General features: G+C 58.9%; 12 protein-coding genes. 6 read left to right on the top strand and 6 right to left on the bottom strand.

Features of this window, described 5'->3' with window-relative positions; all coding sequences use genetic code 11:
* Positions 1 to 29: 29 nt before the first annotated feature.
* Positions 30 to 587, bottom strand: coding sequence for a cob(I)yrinic acid a,c-diamide adenosyltransferase (locus ABGM91_RS05120; protein WP_215428600.1), 558 nt, complete (start codon positions 585 to 587; stop codon positions 30 to 32).
* A 258-nt stretch (positions 588 to 845) separates the two neighbouring features.
* Between ABGM91_RS05120 and ABGM91_RS05115 the strand changes: the two genes are divergently transcribed.
* Positions 846 to 2,078, top strand: a complete 1,233-nt coding sequence (locus ABGM91_RS05115) for an MFS transporter (RefSeq protein ID WP_354834266.1) — start codon at positions 846 to 848, stop codon at positions 2,076 to 2,078.
* Positions 2,079 to 2,089: 11 nt separating this feature from the next.
* On the opposite strand, the gene ABGM91_RS05110 is transcribed toward ABGM91_RS05115, so the two are convergent.
* Entirely contained in the window at positions 2,090 to 3,007 is a 918-nt protein-coding gene (locus tag ABGM91_RS05110; protein WP_354834263.1) for a LysR family transcriptional regulator, read from the bottom strand.
* A 131-nt stretch (positions 3,008 to 3,138) separates the two neighbouring features.
* Here ABGM91_RS05110 and ABGM91_RS05105 point away from each other — a divergent pair, with 131 nt between their 5' ends.
* Positions 3,139 to 4,254, top strand: coding sequence for an RtcB family protein (locus ABGM91_RS05105; protein WP_354834260.1), 1,116 nt, complete (start codon positions 3,139 to 3,141; stop codon positions 4,252 to 4,254).
* Positions 4,255 to 4,419: 165 nt separating this feature from the next.
* Here ABGM91_RS05105 and ABGM91_RS05100 read toward each other — a convergent pair whose 3' ends face one another.
* Positions 4,420 to 5,172 carry a GNAT family N-acetyltransferase gene (locus ABGM91_RS05100; protein WP_354834257.1) on the bottom strand — a complete coding sequence of 251 codons (753 nt, stop codon included), beginning with the start codon at positions 5,170 to 5,172 and terminating at the stop codon, positions 4,420 to 4,422.
* Between the two features lie 232 nt (positions 5,173 to 5,404).
* Between ABGM91_RS05100 and ABGM91_RS05095 the strand changes: the two genes are divergently transcribed.
* Complete coding sequence (locus ABGM91_RS05095; RefSeq protein WP_354834254.1) at positions 5,405 to 6,013, top strand: hypothetical protein; 609 nt, start codon at positions 5,405 to 5,407, stop codon at positions 6,011 to 6,013.
* Positions 6,014 to 6,168: 155 nt separating this feature from the next.
* The gene (gene msrB, locus ABGM91_RS05090; RefSeq protein WP_354834824.1) at positions 6,169 to 7,152 is read left to right on the top strand and encodes a peptide-methionine (R)-S-oxide reductase MsrB; all 984 of its coding nucleotides are present in this window, start codon (positions 6,169 to 6,171) and stop codon (positions 7,150 to 7,152) included.
* Positions 7,153 to 7,653: 501 nt separating this feature from the next.
* Here the strand turns inward: msrB and ABGM91_RS05085 are convergent.
* The 3 genes from ABGM91_RS05085 to ABGM91_RS05075 all read right to left on the bottom strand — a co-directional run bounded on the left by ABGM91_RS05085 (position 7,654) and on the right by ABGM91_RS05075 (position 8,950).
* Positions 7,654 to 8,097, bottom strand: coding sequence for a L,D-transpeptidase (locus ABGM91_RS05085; RefSeq protein ID WP_215428606.1), 444 nt, complete (start codon positions 8,095 to 8,097; stop codon positions 7,654 to 7,656).
* A 239-nt stretch (positions 8,098 to 8,336) separates the two neighbouring features.
* Positions 8,337 to 8,675, bottom strand: coding sequence for a DUF2752 domain-containing protein (locus ABGM91_RS05080; protein WP_354834251.1), 339 nt, complete (start codon positions 8,673 to 8,675; stop codon positions 8,337 to 8,339).
* Between the two features lie 68 nt (positions 8,676 to 8,743).
* Positions 8,744 to 8,950, bottom strand: coding sequence for a hypothetical protein (locus tag ABGM91_RS05075; RefSeq protein WP_354834248.1), 207 nt, complete (start codon positions 8,948 to 8,950; stop codon positions 8,744 to 8,746).
* A gap of 314 nt (positions 8,951 to 9,264) precedes the next feature.
* Between ABGM91_RS05075 and acnA the strand changes: the two genes are divergently transcribed.
* A complete protein-coding gene (acnA, locus tag ABGM91_RS05070; RefSeq protein WP_354834245.1) occupies positions 9,265 to 12,018 on the top strand; it encodes an aconitate hydratase AcnA in 2,754 nt (917 codons plus the stop codon).
* Positions 12,019 to 12,208: 190 nt separating this feature from the next.
* Complete coding sequence (locus ABGM91_RS05065) at positions 12,209 to 12,874, top strand: N-acetylmuramoyl-L-alanine amidase (protein ID WP_354834242.1); 666 nt, start codon at positions 12,209 to 12,211, stop codon at positions 12,872 to 12,874.
* Positions 12,875 to 12,944 lie beyond the last annotated feature (70 nt).

Below are 12,944 nucleotides of genomic sequence, written 5' to 3'. Positions count from 1 at the left end.
GGAAAAGAAGGATGGCGGTAACGGCCCATTCAGGCTTCCGCCTTTTCCCCGGCGTCCAGAGCCTCAAAGCGGGCCAGAACCCAGCAGAGGTCGGAAAGGCGGTTCAGGAAGAGGGCCGTGTTCACATTGCTCAGGGCATTATCCAGCCTCAGCGCCACCACCCGGCGTTCTGCACGGCGGCAGACGGACCGGGCCAGGTCCAGATAGGCGGAACCCAGTGACCCCTCCTTGCCGGGGCGCGCCCACCCCTTGAAGCGGATGTCGCATTCCTTCTCCAGCAGGTGGGCCTGTTCCTCCAGCCACGCCACGTCCTCCGCCGTGATGCGGGCATAGCCTTTGGCATCATACTTGGGAAGGTCTTCCTCCAGCGTGGCCAGTTCCCCCATGGCGCCCACCAGGCGCGCCTGAACGCCGTCCAGCATTTCCACCGTCCGGGGGCTTACTCCGGAATGGCGCACCACGCCGATCAGGGAATTCAATTCATCCACCGTTCCGTAAGCTTCAATGCGCGGAGCCGTCTTGGGGCTCCGTTTGCCGAACATCAGGTCCGTTTCTCCGCTGTCTCCACGCTTGGTGATCACGCTCATACCCCGTACCCTACCATGCCCGCGCGGCCCTGCACGCAAAAAAGAAGGCATGATTCTTCACCCACCGCGCAAGCACGATGCTCCCGGCAGCCGTCCATCAGCCGTGCTCCGTTCCGCCTCTTTTCCGGGTATTCAACCACCCGGGGAGTTTATCCGTCGCGGTTAAAAACACCCGCCTCCATTCCTTTCCCTGGCGGGAACTGCGGCATGACACGTCAGACCGTTTGAAACTTTTTCCGATGGCTGTACAACCCCTGCATGACCCGGACCAGAGATGAATTGGCGGCGGAAACCGCACCCCCCGTCAAAACGCCCCTCTGGACGCGGGACTACATCCTGGCCTGCTGCGCGAACCTGATGATGGGGTTGGCCTTCTTTGAACTGGTGCCCGTCCTCCCGCTGTATTTGACGGGGCAATTGCAGGTTTCCTCCGGCTGGCTGGGCTGGATCATGTCCATTTATGTGCTGGCCGCCATTATTTCCCGCCCCTGGTTTGCACACCGGGTGGATACCGGAGACCGCAAGAAGATTTACATCACGGTTTACATCCTGCTGGCCCTGTCCTTTTCCGGGTATGCGGTAGCGGCCACCGCCCTGGCGTTTTTCCTGACGCGCTTTGTGCAGGGGCTGATCTGGGGCGGCATGACCACCTCCGGCCCCACGATGGCGGTGGACATCATCCCCCCGTCCCGGCGCGGGGAAGGCCTGGGCTTTTTCGGCATGACGATGACGCTGGGCATGTGCCTGGGGCCCGTCATCGGCCTCCAGATATACCAGGTATACGGCTTTTACGTGATTACGTGGAGCTCCCTGGTGCTGTGCCTGGCCGGGGCCGGAATAGCCTCCCTCATCCGCGCTCCCGGACGCCCTGTCCAGGAACCCGTGCAGGAAACGCCCAAAAAGGTGCTGGACCGCCTGGTGCTGCGCGTGGGCATTCCGCTGGCGGTGAATGTGATGATCGCCTCCTTCTCCTACGGGGTGGTGGCCGTTTACTCCGCCCTGTACGGGAAAATGTACGGCTTCAAATACGCCGGGCTGTTTTATGCTCTGATGGGGCTGGGCATGCTGGTCTCCCGGTTCATGGTGGGCAGGCAGATTGACCGCGGACGCGTGGCGGAGCTTTCCGTCATCTCCCTGAGCATCCTGACCGTCAGCTTCGGCGCGCTGGCGCTCGCGCCGCTGGAATGGGTTTACTACACATCCGCCATCCTCATCGGCTTCGGATTCGGCATCTTCATCCCCACCTTCCAGACCATGAAGCTGAACATGGCGGACCGCGGCCACCGGGGAGCCGTCAATTCCACGTTCTTCACGGCCTTTGACATCGGAGTGGGCACGGGCATGTTCTTCGGGGGCAAGATTTACGCGTACCTGAACCTGAACTGGGCCTTCGGCACAGGGGCATTGCTGAACCTGCTGGCGATCGTGTACTTCTACCGCATTTCCCTGGACCATTACCGCAAAAACAAGCTGGGCGTGGATTCCGATTGATCCCCATGCCGTCAACCCCGTTCCGGGGAGGAAAAGACGTCAATCACCCTTTTGGCGGAAGGCCGCACGCGTAACAGGCGCGGATTCCACGCCAGGGAAATACTGCGGGACAGCCTGTCCAGCGCCGGATGAGTCACCTTGATGAAGTCCTTGCCCAGTTCCGGCTCCACCATGCAGGGAAGCACCGCCATGAATGCCCCGCTTTTCAGCATGCGCGCCGCAAAGGGGAAGGACTGCGTTTCACACTGCACCCGCAGCCTGATGCCGGATTCCGCACAATTCCGCTTCAGGGAGGTAAAGAAACCGGAGGCGGAACCCAGCGTAGCCAGGGGAAACATTTCCAGCAGGCGGGGAAAGTCATCCTCCGTTCCCCGCACCTTCCGGCCCCCCAGGGCCGCAGGCACATACAGCGCATAATCCATGGAACGGATGACCCGGCTTTCCAGCCCTTCCGATTCCAGCGCGCTGGTGCGCACGATGCCGAAGTCCACATCCATGTTCTGAAGCTTGAGGGGAATCTCACTGTTACGCAGATTTTCCAGCGCAAACAGCCACGGCAGCCCGCGCCGCTGGATTTCCGCCAGCACCGGAGCCGCCACCCACGCGTGCAGGCTGTCCCCGGCGCCGATGGTGAAACGGTAGGGCATGTTGCGGCTGCGGCTCTTGAAGTCGTCCAGCAAGCACAGGCTCTCACTGGCCAGCCGGACCAGTTCCCAGCCGGGCTTCGTAAGCGCCAGCACCTTCCCGCGGCGGAGCGCCAGCTCTACGCCGAAGAATTCCTCCAGTTCCTTGATCTGGCGGGAATACAGGCTTTGCCGCGCACTGTCCCCGCGGGCGGCAGCGGCAATGCTCCCCGCCCTTCCTACCTCTATCAAGGTTTTCAATCGGTCCAGGGAGAGCCCCCGCTCTGCGAAAAGATGCTCAAACATAACTATAGAGTTATATTATATGAATACTTCCATAATGCAAGAGTCAGCAAATACGCTATGGTAACGAGGTCACAGGGCACGGCACACCGCTTTCCGCGGAACTGGCGCCCCTCAACTACAAGAATAAAACCATGATCACCATCGACGGAAAATACACGGAAGCCCGCGTGTTCACGGATGAACTGGAAGACCTGGCCCGCACCCAGATCAGAGACGTATGCAACCACCCCGCCTTTGAAGGAAGCCGGGTACGCATCATGCCGGACGTGCATGCGGGCGCGGGCTGCGTCATCGGCTTTACCGCGGAGATGAAAACGGACAAGGTGATTCCCAACCTGATCGGCGTGGACATCGGCTGCGGAGTGCTCACGGCCAGACTGCCCGGAATGCCGGATTTTTCCCGGTTTGACGAACGCCTGCGCGAACGCGTCCCGTTTGGCTGGGGCACCCGTTCCGCCGTTCACCAGGCTCTGCTGGATGATCCGGAACTGGATGAAGAAATCTCCCGCATCTGCGTGGATGTGCTGAGAACGGAGAAGGACAGGCACCGCCGTTCCGTGGGCTCCCTGGGCGGAGGCAACCACTTCATTGAAATAGCGCAGGGTACGGAACACGCCTTCCTGTGCATCCACTCCGGTTCCCGCAACTTCGGCCTGAAAATTGCGGAACGCTACCAGAAGATGGCCGTAGCCGCCTGCCCTGACACGTATCTCAAGGAGCGCAAGAAGGGCCTCTGCTACCTGGAGGGGGAGAACACGCTGAACTACATCCGGGACATGAAGGTGGCCCAGCGCTTCGCCGCCCTGAACCGCCGCGTGATGCTGCGGGAGCTGGTGGACGATGCGGACACCCTGGAAAGCTTCGATACCGTGCACAACTACATTGCGGAGGATAACGTCATCCGCAAGGGGGCTGTACGGGCTGCTGCCGGAGACAGGCTCATCGTCCCCCTGAACATGCGGGACGGCTCCGTCATCTGCATCGGCAGGGGGAACGAGGAATACAACTGTTCCTCCCCTCACGGAGCAGGCCGCAGAATGTCCAGGAAGAAGGCTAAAGCCAACCTCTCCCTGGAGGAATTCCAGGCTTCCATGCAGGGCATCTTCTCCACCTGCGTCTCCCGCGCTACGCTGGACGAAGCGCCCATGGCCTACAAGGACGGAGAAAGCGTGCTGGACAACGTCCATGAAACGGCGCAGATCGTAGAACGCATCAGGCCCGTGTACAACTTCAAGGCGCCGGAATAGAAAGCGCCCCAACGCCCGGCCCCTCCTGGAAACCATTTCCGGGAGGGGCTCTTTTATGGTGCAATACCTGAAAAGAGGTCGTAAAACTTGTTTACCCGGACATCCGCCGATTCTTCTTCCTATCCTATCATGGCCGTCAACGGAAAAGAAACGGCCCCCCTCTTTTCATTTTTTGAGTATTCTCTTCAGGGCGGAAATATCCGGCAACAAATTCACCGTCTCAAATTTTCCCTTGTAGAACACACCCCAGTTATTGAAGACACAAGGCAATTCCTTTGCTTTTTCCAAGGTATCCACCTGAATGAACGATGCAGGAACGCCGTTCATTTCACAATACCGTTTGATCATCTCAACGTTCTGAAGGACAAAGGGGCACTGCATATCATAATAAATGGTCAGCTCCCGGCTTTCAATCTCCCCGCGCTTTATATTTTGTGAGAACTGCGGCTTTGTTCCGTCCAGAGAAAGCGCCAGCAGTTCATAGCCGTTCTCCGTAACATCCACCACTTCAAAGCCGAACTTTCTGGCAAACGACTGGTCTGAAAGCCAATGTTTCTGTTTTTTTGCCCCAAGCATGCAAATGCCGGATTTACCCTTTTCCCGGGCGTCAGCCAGGCAATATTCCATCAACGATTTGCCGTAGCCTTTCCCTTTATCGCTCCCGGAAACCCACAGGCAGTATACATAATAATAGTTGTCACCGATGATGGGAACCCAGGCTTTTTCAAGAGGGGCGTATTCAATAAAAACCGTAGCCTTTGCATTCAGCTTTCTGAAGACATGGCCTTCCTTCAACCGGCCTGAAAGCCATTGCCGTTTTGCGTCAATGCCCGGATGGGCTTTTTTACTGCGGATGATGCAACATAAATGTTCGCTGGCTATGTTTTCCGGCGTCAAGTTTACAAACTCGGTACTCATGCGCATTCTGCCTCAGCTTTTCATGTTCCGGCCTGCGCCTTATGCGCAGGAAACGGACAAACCCAGTCCGGTTTCCTTGGTTTTAATAGCTGCGTTCGGAAATGTCAAACGGCTCATTTCATGCCGACACGTGATGTTGCTGTGCACAAAGTGTTTTACAAAAACGGTTTGAGTCCGGCTCCATTTGCCGATGGACACCTCCGGAAACTCATGTCATGCTGAAGGTTCTTCCATGAACGCGGAACCACACAAGGGCAACGGGCGCCGGAACAGGCTGCGCCGATGGGCGGCCATTCTGGCCGTCCCCCTTTTCCTTGCAGGCACAGCGCTGTTTTCCTTTCTGTGGAACGTGCCGCTGGACAAGCTGGCCACCCCGCGCAGGGCGGATTCATCCCCCGCCATTTTATTCAGGGAGCCATCCTCCCCCGCCGTCCGGGCCGTCCCCAGCCACCCTTCCCTGGAGCCCGGCATTCTTTCCCTGCTCAGGCATTATACGAAAACCATCAGCAATGCCGGCCACCTGGATTTTACCAGTTATGCCCCGCAGGATGTGGAAATACGGATGGACGGCCTCTCCATCAGCCTGGGCCCTTCCCTGGCCGTTTTCAATTTTGAAACCAAGTACGGATTCCGCATGCAGACGAGCAAAAAGCCGGACGCCACGGACCGTGCCGTTTATCAATGGCTGAAAGATACGATGCAGCCGGAAGAACCTGCGGAACCGGACACGGCGTTGACACAGCCATCGAACGGAACGGGCCCGGCGTTGTCTAATCCTTCATCTTCCCTGAAAAGCTGTGGAACGGCAGGTTCTTCAGCCCGGGAGCCGGATGCTCCCTGACCGGAAGGCGACTCCACACAGCGTTTATGAAACGTATTTACCACGGACCATGGACCCTGGCCGGACTGGCATGCGCCATTCTGGCCGCAGCAGCCATGCTGGCCCTGTTCTCCTGCGGAGAAAACGGCCGGGCGGCCAACAATAACAGACATCATATGGACAATAAGGATTTGAAGACGATTTATCTGGCGGGAGGCTGTTTCTGGGGCGTGGAGAAGTTTTTCTCCCTGATTCCCGGCGTCAAGGAAACGGAAGTGGGATACGCCAACGGCTCCACAGCCGCTCCCACATATGAGGAAGTCTGCACCGGAGGCACGGGCCACGCGGAAACGGTGAAAGTGGTGTTTGACCCGGAAGAAGTCAGCCTTCCCTTCCTGCTGGAGCAATACTACTCCATTATTGACCCCGTTTCCGTCAACAAGCAGGGGAACGACAGGGGCGTTCAATACCGCACGGGCATTTATTACACGGATGAGAAGGACAAGCCGGTGATAGAGGCGTCCCTGAAACGGCTTCAGGAGCAATTCAAACAGCCCCTGGCGATTGAAGCCCAGCCCCTCCGCCAGTTTTCACGGGCGGAAAAATACCACCAGCGCTATCTGGACAACCACCCCGGCGGCTACTGCCATATTCCGTCCTTCAAGTTCCAGCAGGCCGCCCAGGCGCGGGAAGCCGCGCCCGCCTACCGGAAAAAATCGGACGAAGAACTGCGCCGCACCCTGACGCCGGAGCAATTTGCCGTTACACGGAAGAATGCCACGGAGCCTCCCTTCCGCAACGAATATTTTAATAATGACAAGCCCGGCATTTATGTGGACATCACCACCGGGGAACCCCTTTTCCTTTCCACGGACAAGTTTGATTCCGGCTGCGGCTGGCCCAGCTTTTCCCGTCCCATCAAGGAAGACCTGATTCAGGAAAAAAAGGATCTTTCCCATGGCATGAGCCGTACGGAAGTGCGGAGCGCCACGGGGGACGCCCACCTGGGCCACGTCTTTACGGACGGCCCGAAGGACCGCGGCGGCCTGCGCTACTGCATCAACAGCGCCTCCCTGAAGTTCATTCCTGAACAGGACATGGAGGCACAGGGCTACGGCAAGTACCTCCCCCAACTGCGCAAGGAAGAGAAGGCCCGGTAACCTGCGGTGGAAACCGCTGCATGAAAATCCCATGCTTCCGCCCGGAGCAGGGAAAGGGCAGGCGTTATACAAGGTGAAGAACCGGGCATTTCATCATCGCCGGACGCCATTCTCTGGCCCGCTCTGTGCAGCCACGCCCTTGCCTGAGAACCAAGGCGGCGCACCCTCCAACCATGCCGCCGCCGGGAGATGGAAGCCATTCAACCGGCAACAGAACATGGAGGGTTTGGGGTGTTGGGGCAATACGACTTGCGGGATGGCCGTTTATCTTCATGCCTTTCACTTGAAATAGCGGCGGCCAAACCCGTTTTGTGTAAAAAAAATAAGTTTTTTTCCTTAACGCTCTTATCCAACCATGAAATTTATTATATTATACTTATAATAAAATTATCATGGATACACATAACATTTTTGCGCACAGGCTTTCCCGTACTTCCAAAAAAGCATGGCAAAGCCCCCATCCCTCCTGAAATGCTCCGGGCGCCTCACTCCGCCCCTGCGTCACGGCACGATCTTGACGGGCGTGCCTACTTTAACGGTTTTAAAAAGCGGCACGCAGGAGGAGCGGGTCATGCGGATGCATCCATGGGATTGCGGCGTCATGAAAACGGGACCCACATGCATGCCGATGCCCCCGTCCGTCAGCCGCATGAAGTAGGGCATGGAGGCATCATACAAATTGGAAACGTGGTGGACCGCCTTTTCCGTAATACGGAAATTCCCTACGGGAGTCCGGTGGGAAGGCATGCCCAGGCAGACGGGGAAATCCATGGCCACTTCATCCCCCACCATGAGCTGCCCCCTCTGGCGGGCTCTGCTGATCACCACGCGCGTGTTGCCGGACGTGGCCTTCTTCATGATGTCCGAATTCATCCACTCGTCATGAACTTCCGTATAATCCACTCCGGCCACTACCACCCTCGTACGGGGTCCGTAAGAGGTCATGGGCATCGTGGAATATCCGGTTAAAGGCACCATCCGCAAATTTTCTTCCTGCGGTCCTGCACAGGAAGCCAGGGCCAGCACTCCGGCCATGATTGACAAGGTTTTTTTCGCATTCATTACTTTTCATCCCTTTCACAGGATTGGACAATGCCGCGAACTTATTTTCAATGTTTCATGACGCATTCTCCATCATTCCGGCATGAACGGAAGAGATGAAAAATAAAGAAAAAAACAACCTCTCACGCCAGAGGAATATTGCGTACCACGGTAAACAAAACAAGCACGGCCGCCCCCGCAACCAGCACCCTTGTGAATACGGCCCTGTCCCGGATGAAGAACAGCGTTCCCAGCCAGACGAGCGTGGGCACCAGCAGCACGTTGTACCGCAGGGAATCCAGCCAATGGCCGTGAAGCAGGGCGTGCAACGCTCTGGTGGAGCCGCAGCCGTAGCAAAGAAAACCCGTCGTTTTATAAAAAAGGCACTCCGGCAGCCAGCCGGACCGGGACGGGTCACCCGCCAGCAGGAGCACCGCGCACGCCGCAGCCAGCAGCGCCAGATACAGGAGGAACAGTTTCATGCCATGAAAAAGGCCTGCGGACATTACTTTCTCCGCAAGCCTTGAATTCACGAGACTGGCGAGGACTTTTAGCGGACCATCGTCGTTCCCGCTCCAACAAGCATGATGACGATGCTGACGATTACGGCAATAAGGCTCATGGTCTTGCCGTTGCTCTTGTCCGGATATTTGTTGAGGCCGATGATTCCCAGAATAAGGCCCACGAGGCTGCACACAACGGCAAAAACGAGGGCCAAAATGGCAAGTGTATTATTCGGTTGCTGTGATTCATTCATATTTTCATTTCAGTTTAATTCATATTGGGTGCGAACAGCAGAATGCCGCACGCTATTCGTTCCTATCTAAGCAAAATCGCATGCCTGCACAAGTTTTTCCTGTTTCTTCCGGCAGTTCCGGCCCCCCTCCACCGGCAACATGACGGAAAAGCCCGGCTGCGGCCGGCAGAAAAAGGAATTCCCGGTTCCGGCGCGAACGGGAAAAATCCGCTCCCGTCACACAGAGTCCTTGCCTTATCGGGCTTGGCCTGTATAGTACCCGCGACTGCCAGGAGGGCAGCCGCCTGTTTACAGTTAACCCTCTATTCCGCATCATGACCAAGATTGCCAAGAGCACGTTCACCACGGGAGCCGGAACCCCCGGACAGTTTTATTCACTCCCAGCCCTGGCTGAAAACGGTTATCCCCGGCTGAACCGCCTTCCCGTTTCCATCCGGATTGTTCTGGAATCCCTGCTCCGCAACTGCGACGGCTTGAAGGTGACGGAAAAGGATGTGGACAATCTGGCCTCCTGGAACGCCAAAAACCCCGGCTCTTATGAAATCCCGTTCACCGTGGCCCGCATCGTCCTCCAGGACCTGACGGGCGTACCCCTGCTGGTGGACCTGGCGGCCATGCGCTCCGCCGTGGCCGGACTGGGCAAGGACGCCTCCGTCATTGAACCGCTGGTCCCCGTGGACTTGGTGGTGGACCATTCCGTGCAGGTGGACTGGGCAGGCCGCACGGACGCCCTGGAGAAGAACCTGGACATTGAGTTCCAGCGCAATGCAGAACGTTACGAGTTTCTGAAATGGGGCCAGCAGGCGTTCAGCACCTTTTCCGTGGTGCCGCCCTCCGTGGGCATTGTCCACCAGGTGAACTTGGAATACCTGGCTCAGGGCGTCATGGAAAAAGACGGCGTTTATTTCCCGGACACCCTGGTGGGGACGGACTCCCACACCACGATGATCAACGGCATCGGCGTGGTGGGCTGGGGCGTGGGCGGCATTGAGGCGGAAGCCGGCATGCTCGGCCAGCCCGTCACCTTCCTGGTGCCGGAAGTGGTGGGCGTCCATATGACGGGAGAACTCCGGGAAGGGGTGACCGCCACGGACCTGGCGCTGCACGTCACCCAGATGCTGCGCAGCCACGGCGTGGTGGGCAAGTTTGTGGAATTCTTCGGAGACGGAGCCGCGGCCCTTCCGCTGGCGGACCGCGCCACCGTGGCGAACATGGCCCCGGAATACGGCGCCACCATGGGCTTCTTCCCCATGGACGAGCACTGCTCCGAATACCTGCGCCTGACCGGCAGGAGCGAGGAAGCCATCACCACGTACGAAAACTACTTCAAGGCCCAAGACCTGTGGGGCATGCCCCGCAACGGGGAGCTGGATTACACGGACCAGCTGGAACTGGACCTGTCCGCCATAGAACCCGCCGTTTCCGGCCCCAAACGCCCGCAGGACCACATTCCCCTGGCCTCCATCAGGGACAGCTTCCGCAAGCTGGTCAGCATGCCCGCGGCGGAAGGCGGATACGGGAAAAAGGAATCCCCCTCCGTCAAGGTCGCCATGCACTCCCCCGCGGGCGTTCCCGTTCCGGTAGAAGGCTTCAGCCAGGAAGCGGAATTGAAGGACGGCAGCATCCTCATCGCGGCCATCACCTCCTGCACCAACACCTCCAATCCGGGCCTGATGCTGGCTGCCGGGCTGCTGGCCAAAAAGGCGGTCGCCCTGGGACTGCAAGTGCCGCCGCACGTGAAAACGTCCATCGCGCCGGGCTCCCGCATCGCCTCGGACTACTTTGCCGCCAACCAGCTCCAGGACTCCCTGGACGCCCTGGGTTTTGAAACCGTGGGCTACGGCTGCACCACCTGCATCGGCAACTCCGGCCCGCTGAATCCGGAACTGGAGCAGGCTGTCAGGGACAATGACATCGTGGCCGCTTCCGTCCTGTCCGGCAACCGGAACTTTGAGGCCCGCATCCACGCCTCCATTAAAACCAACTTCCTGATGTCCCCGCCCCTGGTCGTCGCCTTTGCGCTGGCCGGACACGTGGACATTGACTTCCAGACGGAACCGCTGGGCACGGACCGCAGCGGAAACCCCGTCTTTCTGAAAGACATCTGGCCCAGCGCCCCGGAAATCGCGGAAGCCGTCGCCAAATCCCGCAATCCGGAAGCGTACCGGGAGCTTTACACCATCACGCCGGAAAAAAATCCGCGCTGGGCGGCCGTGTACGCGCCGGAAGGCTCCGTCTTCCAGTGGAATGAAAACTCCACCTACATCCAGAACCCGCCCTTCTTCTGCGGCTTCAACAGCCAGCCCCGCACGCTGGCGGACATCCGGAACGCGCGGCCCCTGGGCATCTTCGGCGACTCCGTGACCACGGACCACATCTCCCCCGCCGGAGCCATCCGGGAAACCGGCCCCGCCGGGCTGTACCTGCAAGGCATGGGGATTGACAGGAAAGACTTCAACTCCTTCGGTTCCCGCCGCGGCAATGACCGCGTCATGACCCGCGGCACCTTCGCCAACGTCCGCATCAAGAACCTGATGGTGGACGGTACGGAAGGCGGCTACACGCTGTACTTCGGCGACCGCTCCATTCCGGCCCCGGACAAGAAGATAGCCGCAGCTGCAGGCGCCCCCGCCTTCATTTACGATGCGGCCATGGCCTACGCGCAGGACGGCGTCCCCCTCATCGTCATCGGCGGAGAGGACTACGGCATGGGCTCCTCCCGCGACTGGGCGGCCAAAGGCACAAACCTGCTGGGCGTCAAGGCCGTCATCACCAAGAGCTTTGAACGCATCCACCGCTCCAACCTGATCGGCATGGGCGTGCTTCCCCTCAACTTTGCGGACAAGGCGGATTATGACCGCATCGCCCCGCTGAAGGACGCCACGTTCTCCATCCTGGGCCTGGAAGGCGGCATTTCCCCCCGCCAGCAGGTCACTCTGCGCGTGCAGCCCGCAGGAGCGGAGGCGTTTGACGTGCCCGTCATCGTCCGCATTGATACGCCCATTGAAAAGGAATACTACCTGGCGGGCGGCATCCTGCAATACGTCCTCACCCAAATTCTCAAATAAACCTCCGGCAGGCCGGACTTTCCCGGCGCCGCATCCTTTCCGGACGGGCCGCCCTTCCCCCGAAGGCGCGGCCCGTCCGGCATACTCCGCACAACGCGCAGCGGGAGAACATGACACAGCTTGATTAGTTCAGTTGAACTAATTCCAGATTCTGCTTGCAATCCCCGCGGGCTGTTTCTAGAACAAACACATGGAATATAGATCTGTCTGGACGGGCTTTCTTGCCGTATTAGCCGCCCTGACGTTCTGCAGCTGTTCGCAGAACGATAAAATGAGACCGCCTGCCGTCTCCTTTAAAATTCAAAAAGCTCCGGTCGTCCCCCGCACACCCGGTCAGATGGGCCGTGAAGTGGGCATCCGCGTCTCCTACATGCCCAAAAACACGTACGCCCGGCGGCATGCGGCTTCCATGCACCCCCGCTTCATCACCATCCACAGCACCGCCAACCCCAAGGGAGACGCCCATGCCCACTCCCGCTACCTGAACAGCGGCAAATCCCGCAGCCTGAACTGGCACTTCACGGTGGACCAGTTCGGAGCGTACCAGCACATCCCCACCACGGAAACGGGCCACCATGCGGACCACTCCGGGCCGGGGGACCAATACTCCGTAGCCATTGAGATGTGTGAATGCACCACGCACAACCCCGTGGTCATCTACAACAAGACGGCCAAGCTGGCGGCCCTGCTGATGGTACGCTACAACGTCCCCCTGCGCAACGTGGTGCCCCACAACTACTGGTCCGGCAAGAACTGTCCGGCCCCGCTGATGACCAATGGAAGGCCCGGCTACAAATGGAGCTGGTTCATCTCCCGCGTGGACTACTACTACCGCTGCCTCCAGGCCGGGAAATAGCCCTTTCCGGCTCCTCCGGCGCTGCCGCGCATGCCGCATTCATGACAAGGCGCCCTCTTTACCGTTTCCG

The sequence above is a fragment of the Akkermansia muciniphila genome (assembly GCF_040616545.1).
GTDB classification, from domain to species: Bacteria; Verrucomicrobiota; Verrucomicrobiia; order Verrucomicrobiales; family Akkermansiaceae; genus Akkermansia; species Akkermansia muciniphila_E.
Note: the sequence above shows the minus strand (reverse complement) of the source record. Positions and strands in the feature narration are given on the sequence as shown.

What these genes read in the sequence shown, in the direction of transcription:
- ABGM91_RS05120 (WP_215428600.1), bottom strand. Translation starts at nt 587, where the DNA reads ATGAGCGTGATCACCAAGCGTGGAGACAGCGGAGAAACGGACCTGATG.
- ABGM91_RS05115 (WP_354834266.1), top strand. Translation starts at nt 846, where the DNA reads ATGACCCGGACCAGAGATGAATTGGCGGCGGAAACCGCACCCCCCGTC.
- ABGM91_RS05110 (WP_354834263.1), bottom strand. Translation starts at nt 3,007, where the DNA reads ATGTTTGAGCATCTTTTCGCAGAGCGGGGGCTCTCCCTGGACCGATTG.
- ABGM91_RS05105 (WP_354834260.1), top strand. Translation starts at nt 3,139, where the DNA reads ATGATCACCATCGACGGAAAATACACGGAAGCCCGCGTGTTCACGGAT.
- ABGM91_RS05100 (WP_354834257.1), bottom strand. Translation starts at nt 5,172, where the DNA reads ATGAGTACCGAGTTTGTAAACTTGACGCCGGAAAACATAGCCAGCGAA.
- ABGM91_RS05095 (WP_354834254.1), top strand. Translation starts at nt 5,405, where the DNA reads ATGAACGCGGAACCACACAAGGGCAACGGGCGCCGGAACAGGCTGCGC.
- msrB (WP_354834824.1), top strand. Translation starts at nt 6,169, where the DNA reads ATGGACAATAAGGATTTGAAGACGATTTATCTGGCGGGAGGCTGTTTC.
- ABGM91_RS05085 (WP_215428606.1), bottom strand. Translation starts at nt 8,097, where the DNA reads ATGACCTCTTACGGACCCCGTACGAGGGTGGTAGTGGCCGGAGTGGAT.
- ABGM91_RS05080 (WP_354834251.1), bottom strand. Translation starts at nt 8,675, where the DNA reads ATGAAACTGTTCCTCCTGTATCTGGCGCTGCTGGCTGCGGCGTGCGCG.
- ABGM91_RS05075 (WP_354834248.1), bottom strand. Translation starts at nt 8,950, where the DNA reads ATGAATGAATCACAGCAACCGAATAATACACTTGCCATTTTGGCCCTC.
- acnA (WP_354834245.1), top strand. Translation starts at nt 9,265, where the DNA reads ATGACCAAGATTGCCAAGAGCACGTTCACCACGGGAGCCGGAACCCCC.
- ABGM91_RS05065 (WP_354834242.1), top strand. Translation starts at nt 12,209, where the DNA reads ATGGAATATAGATCTGTCTGGACGGGCTTTCTTGCCGTATTAGCCGCC.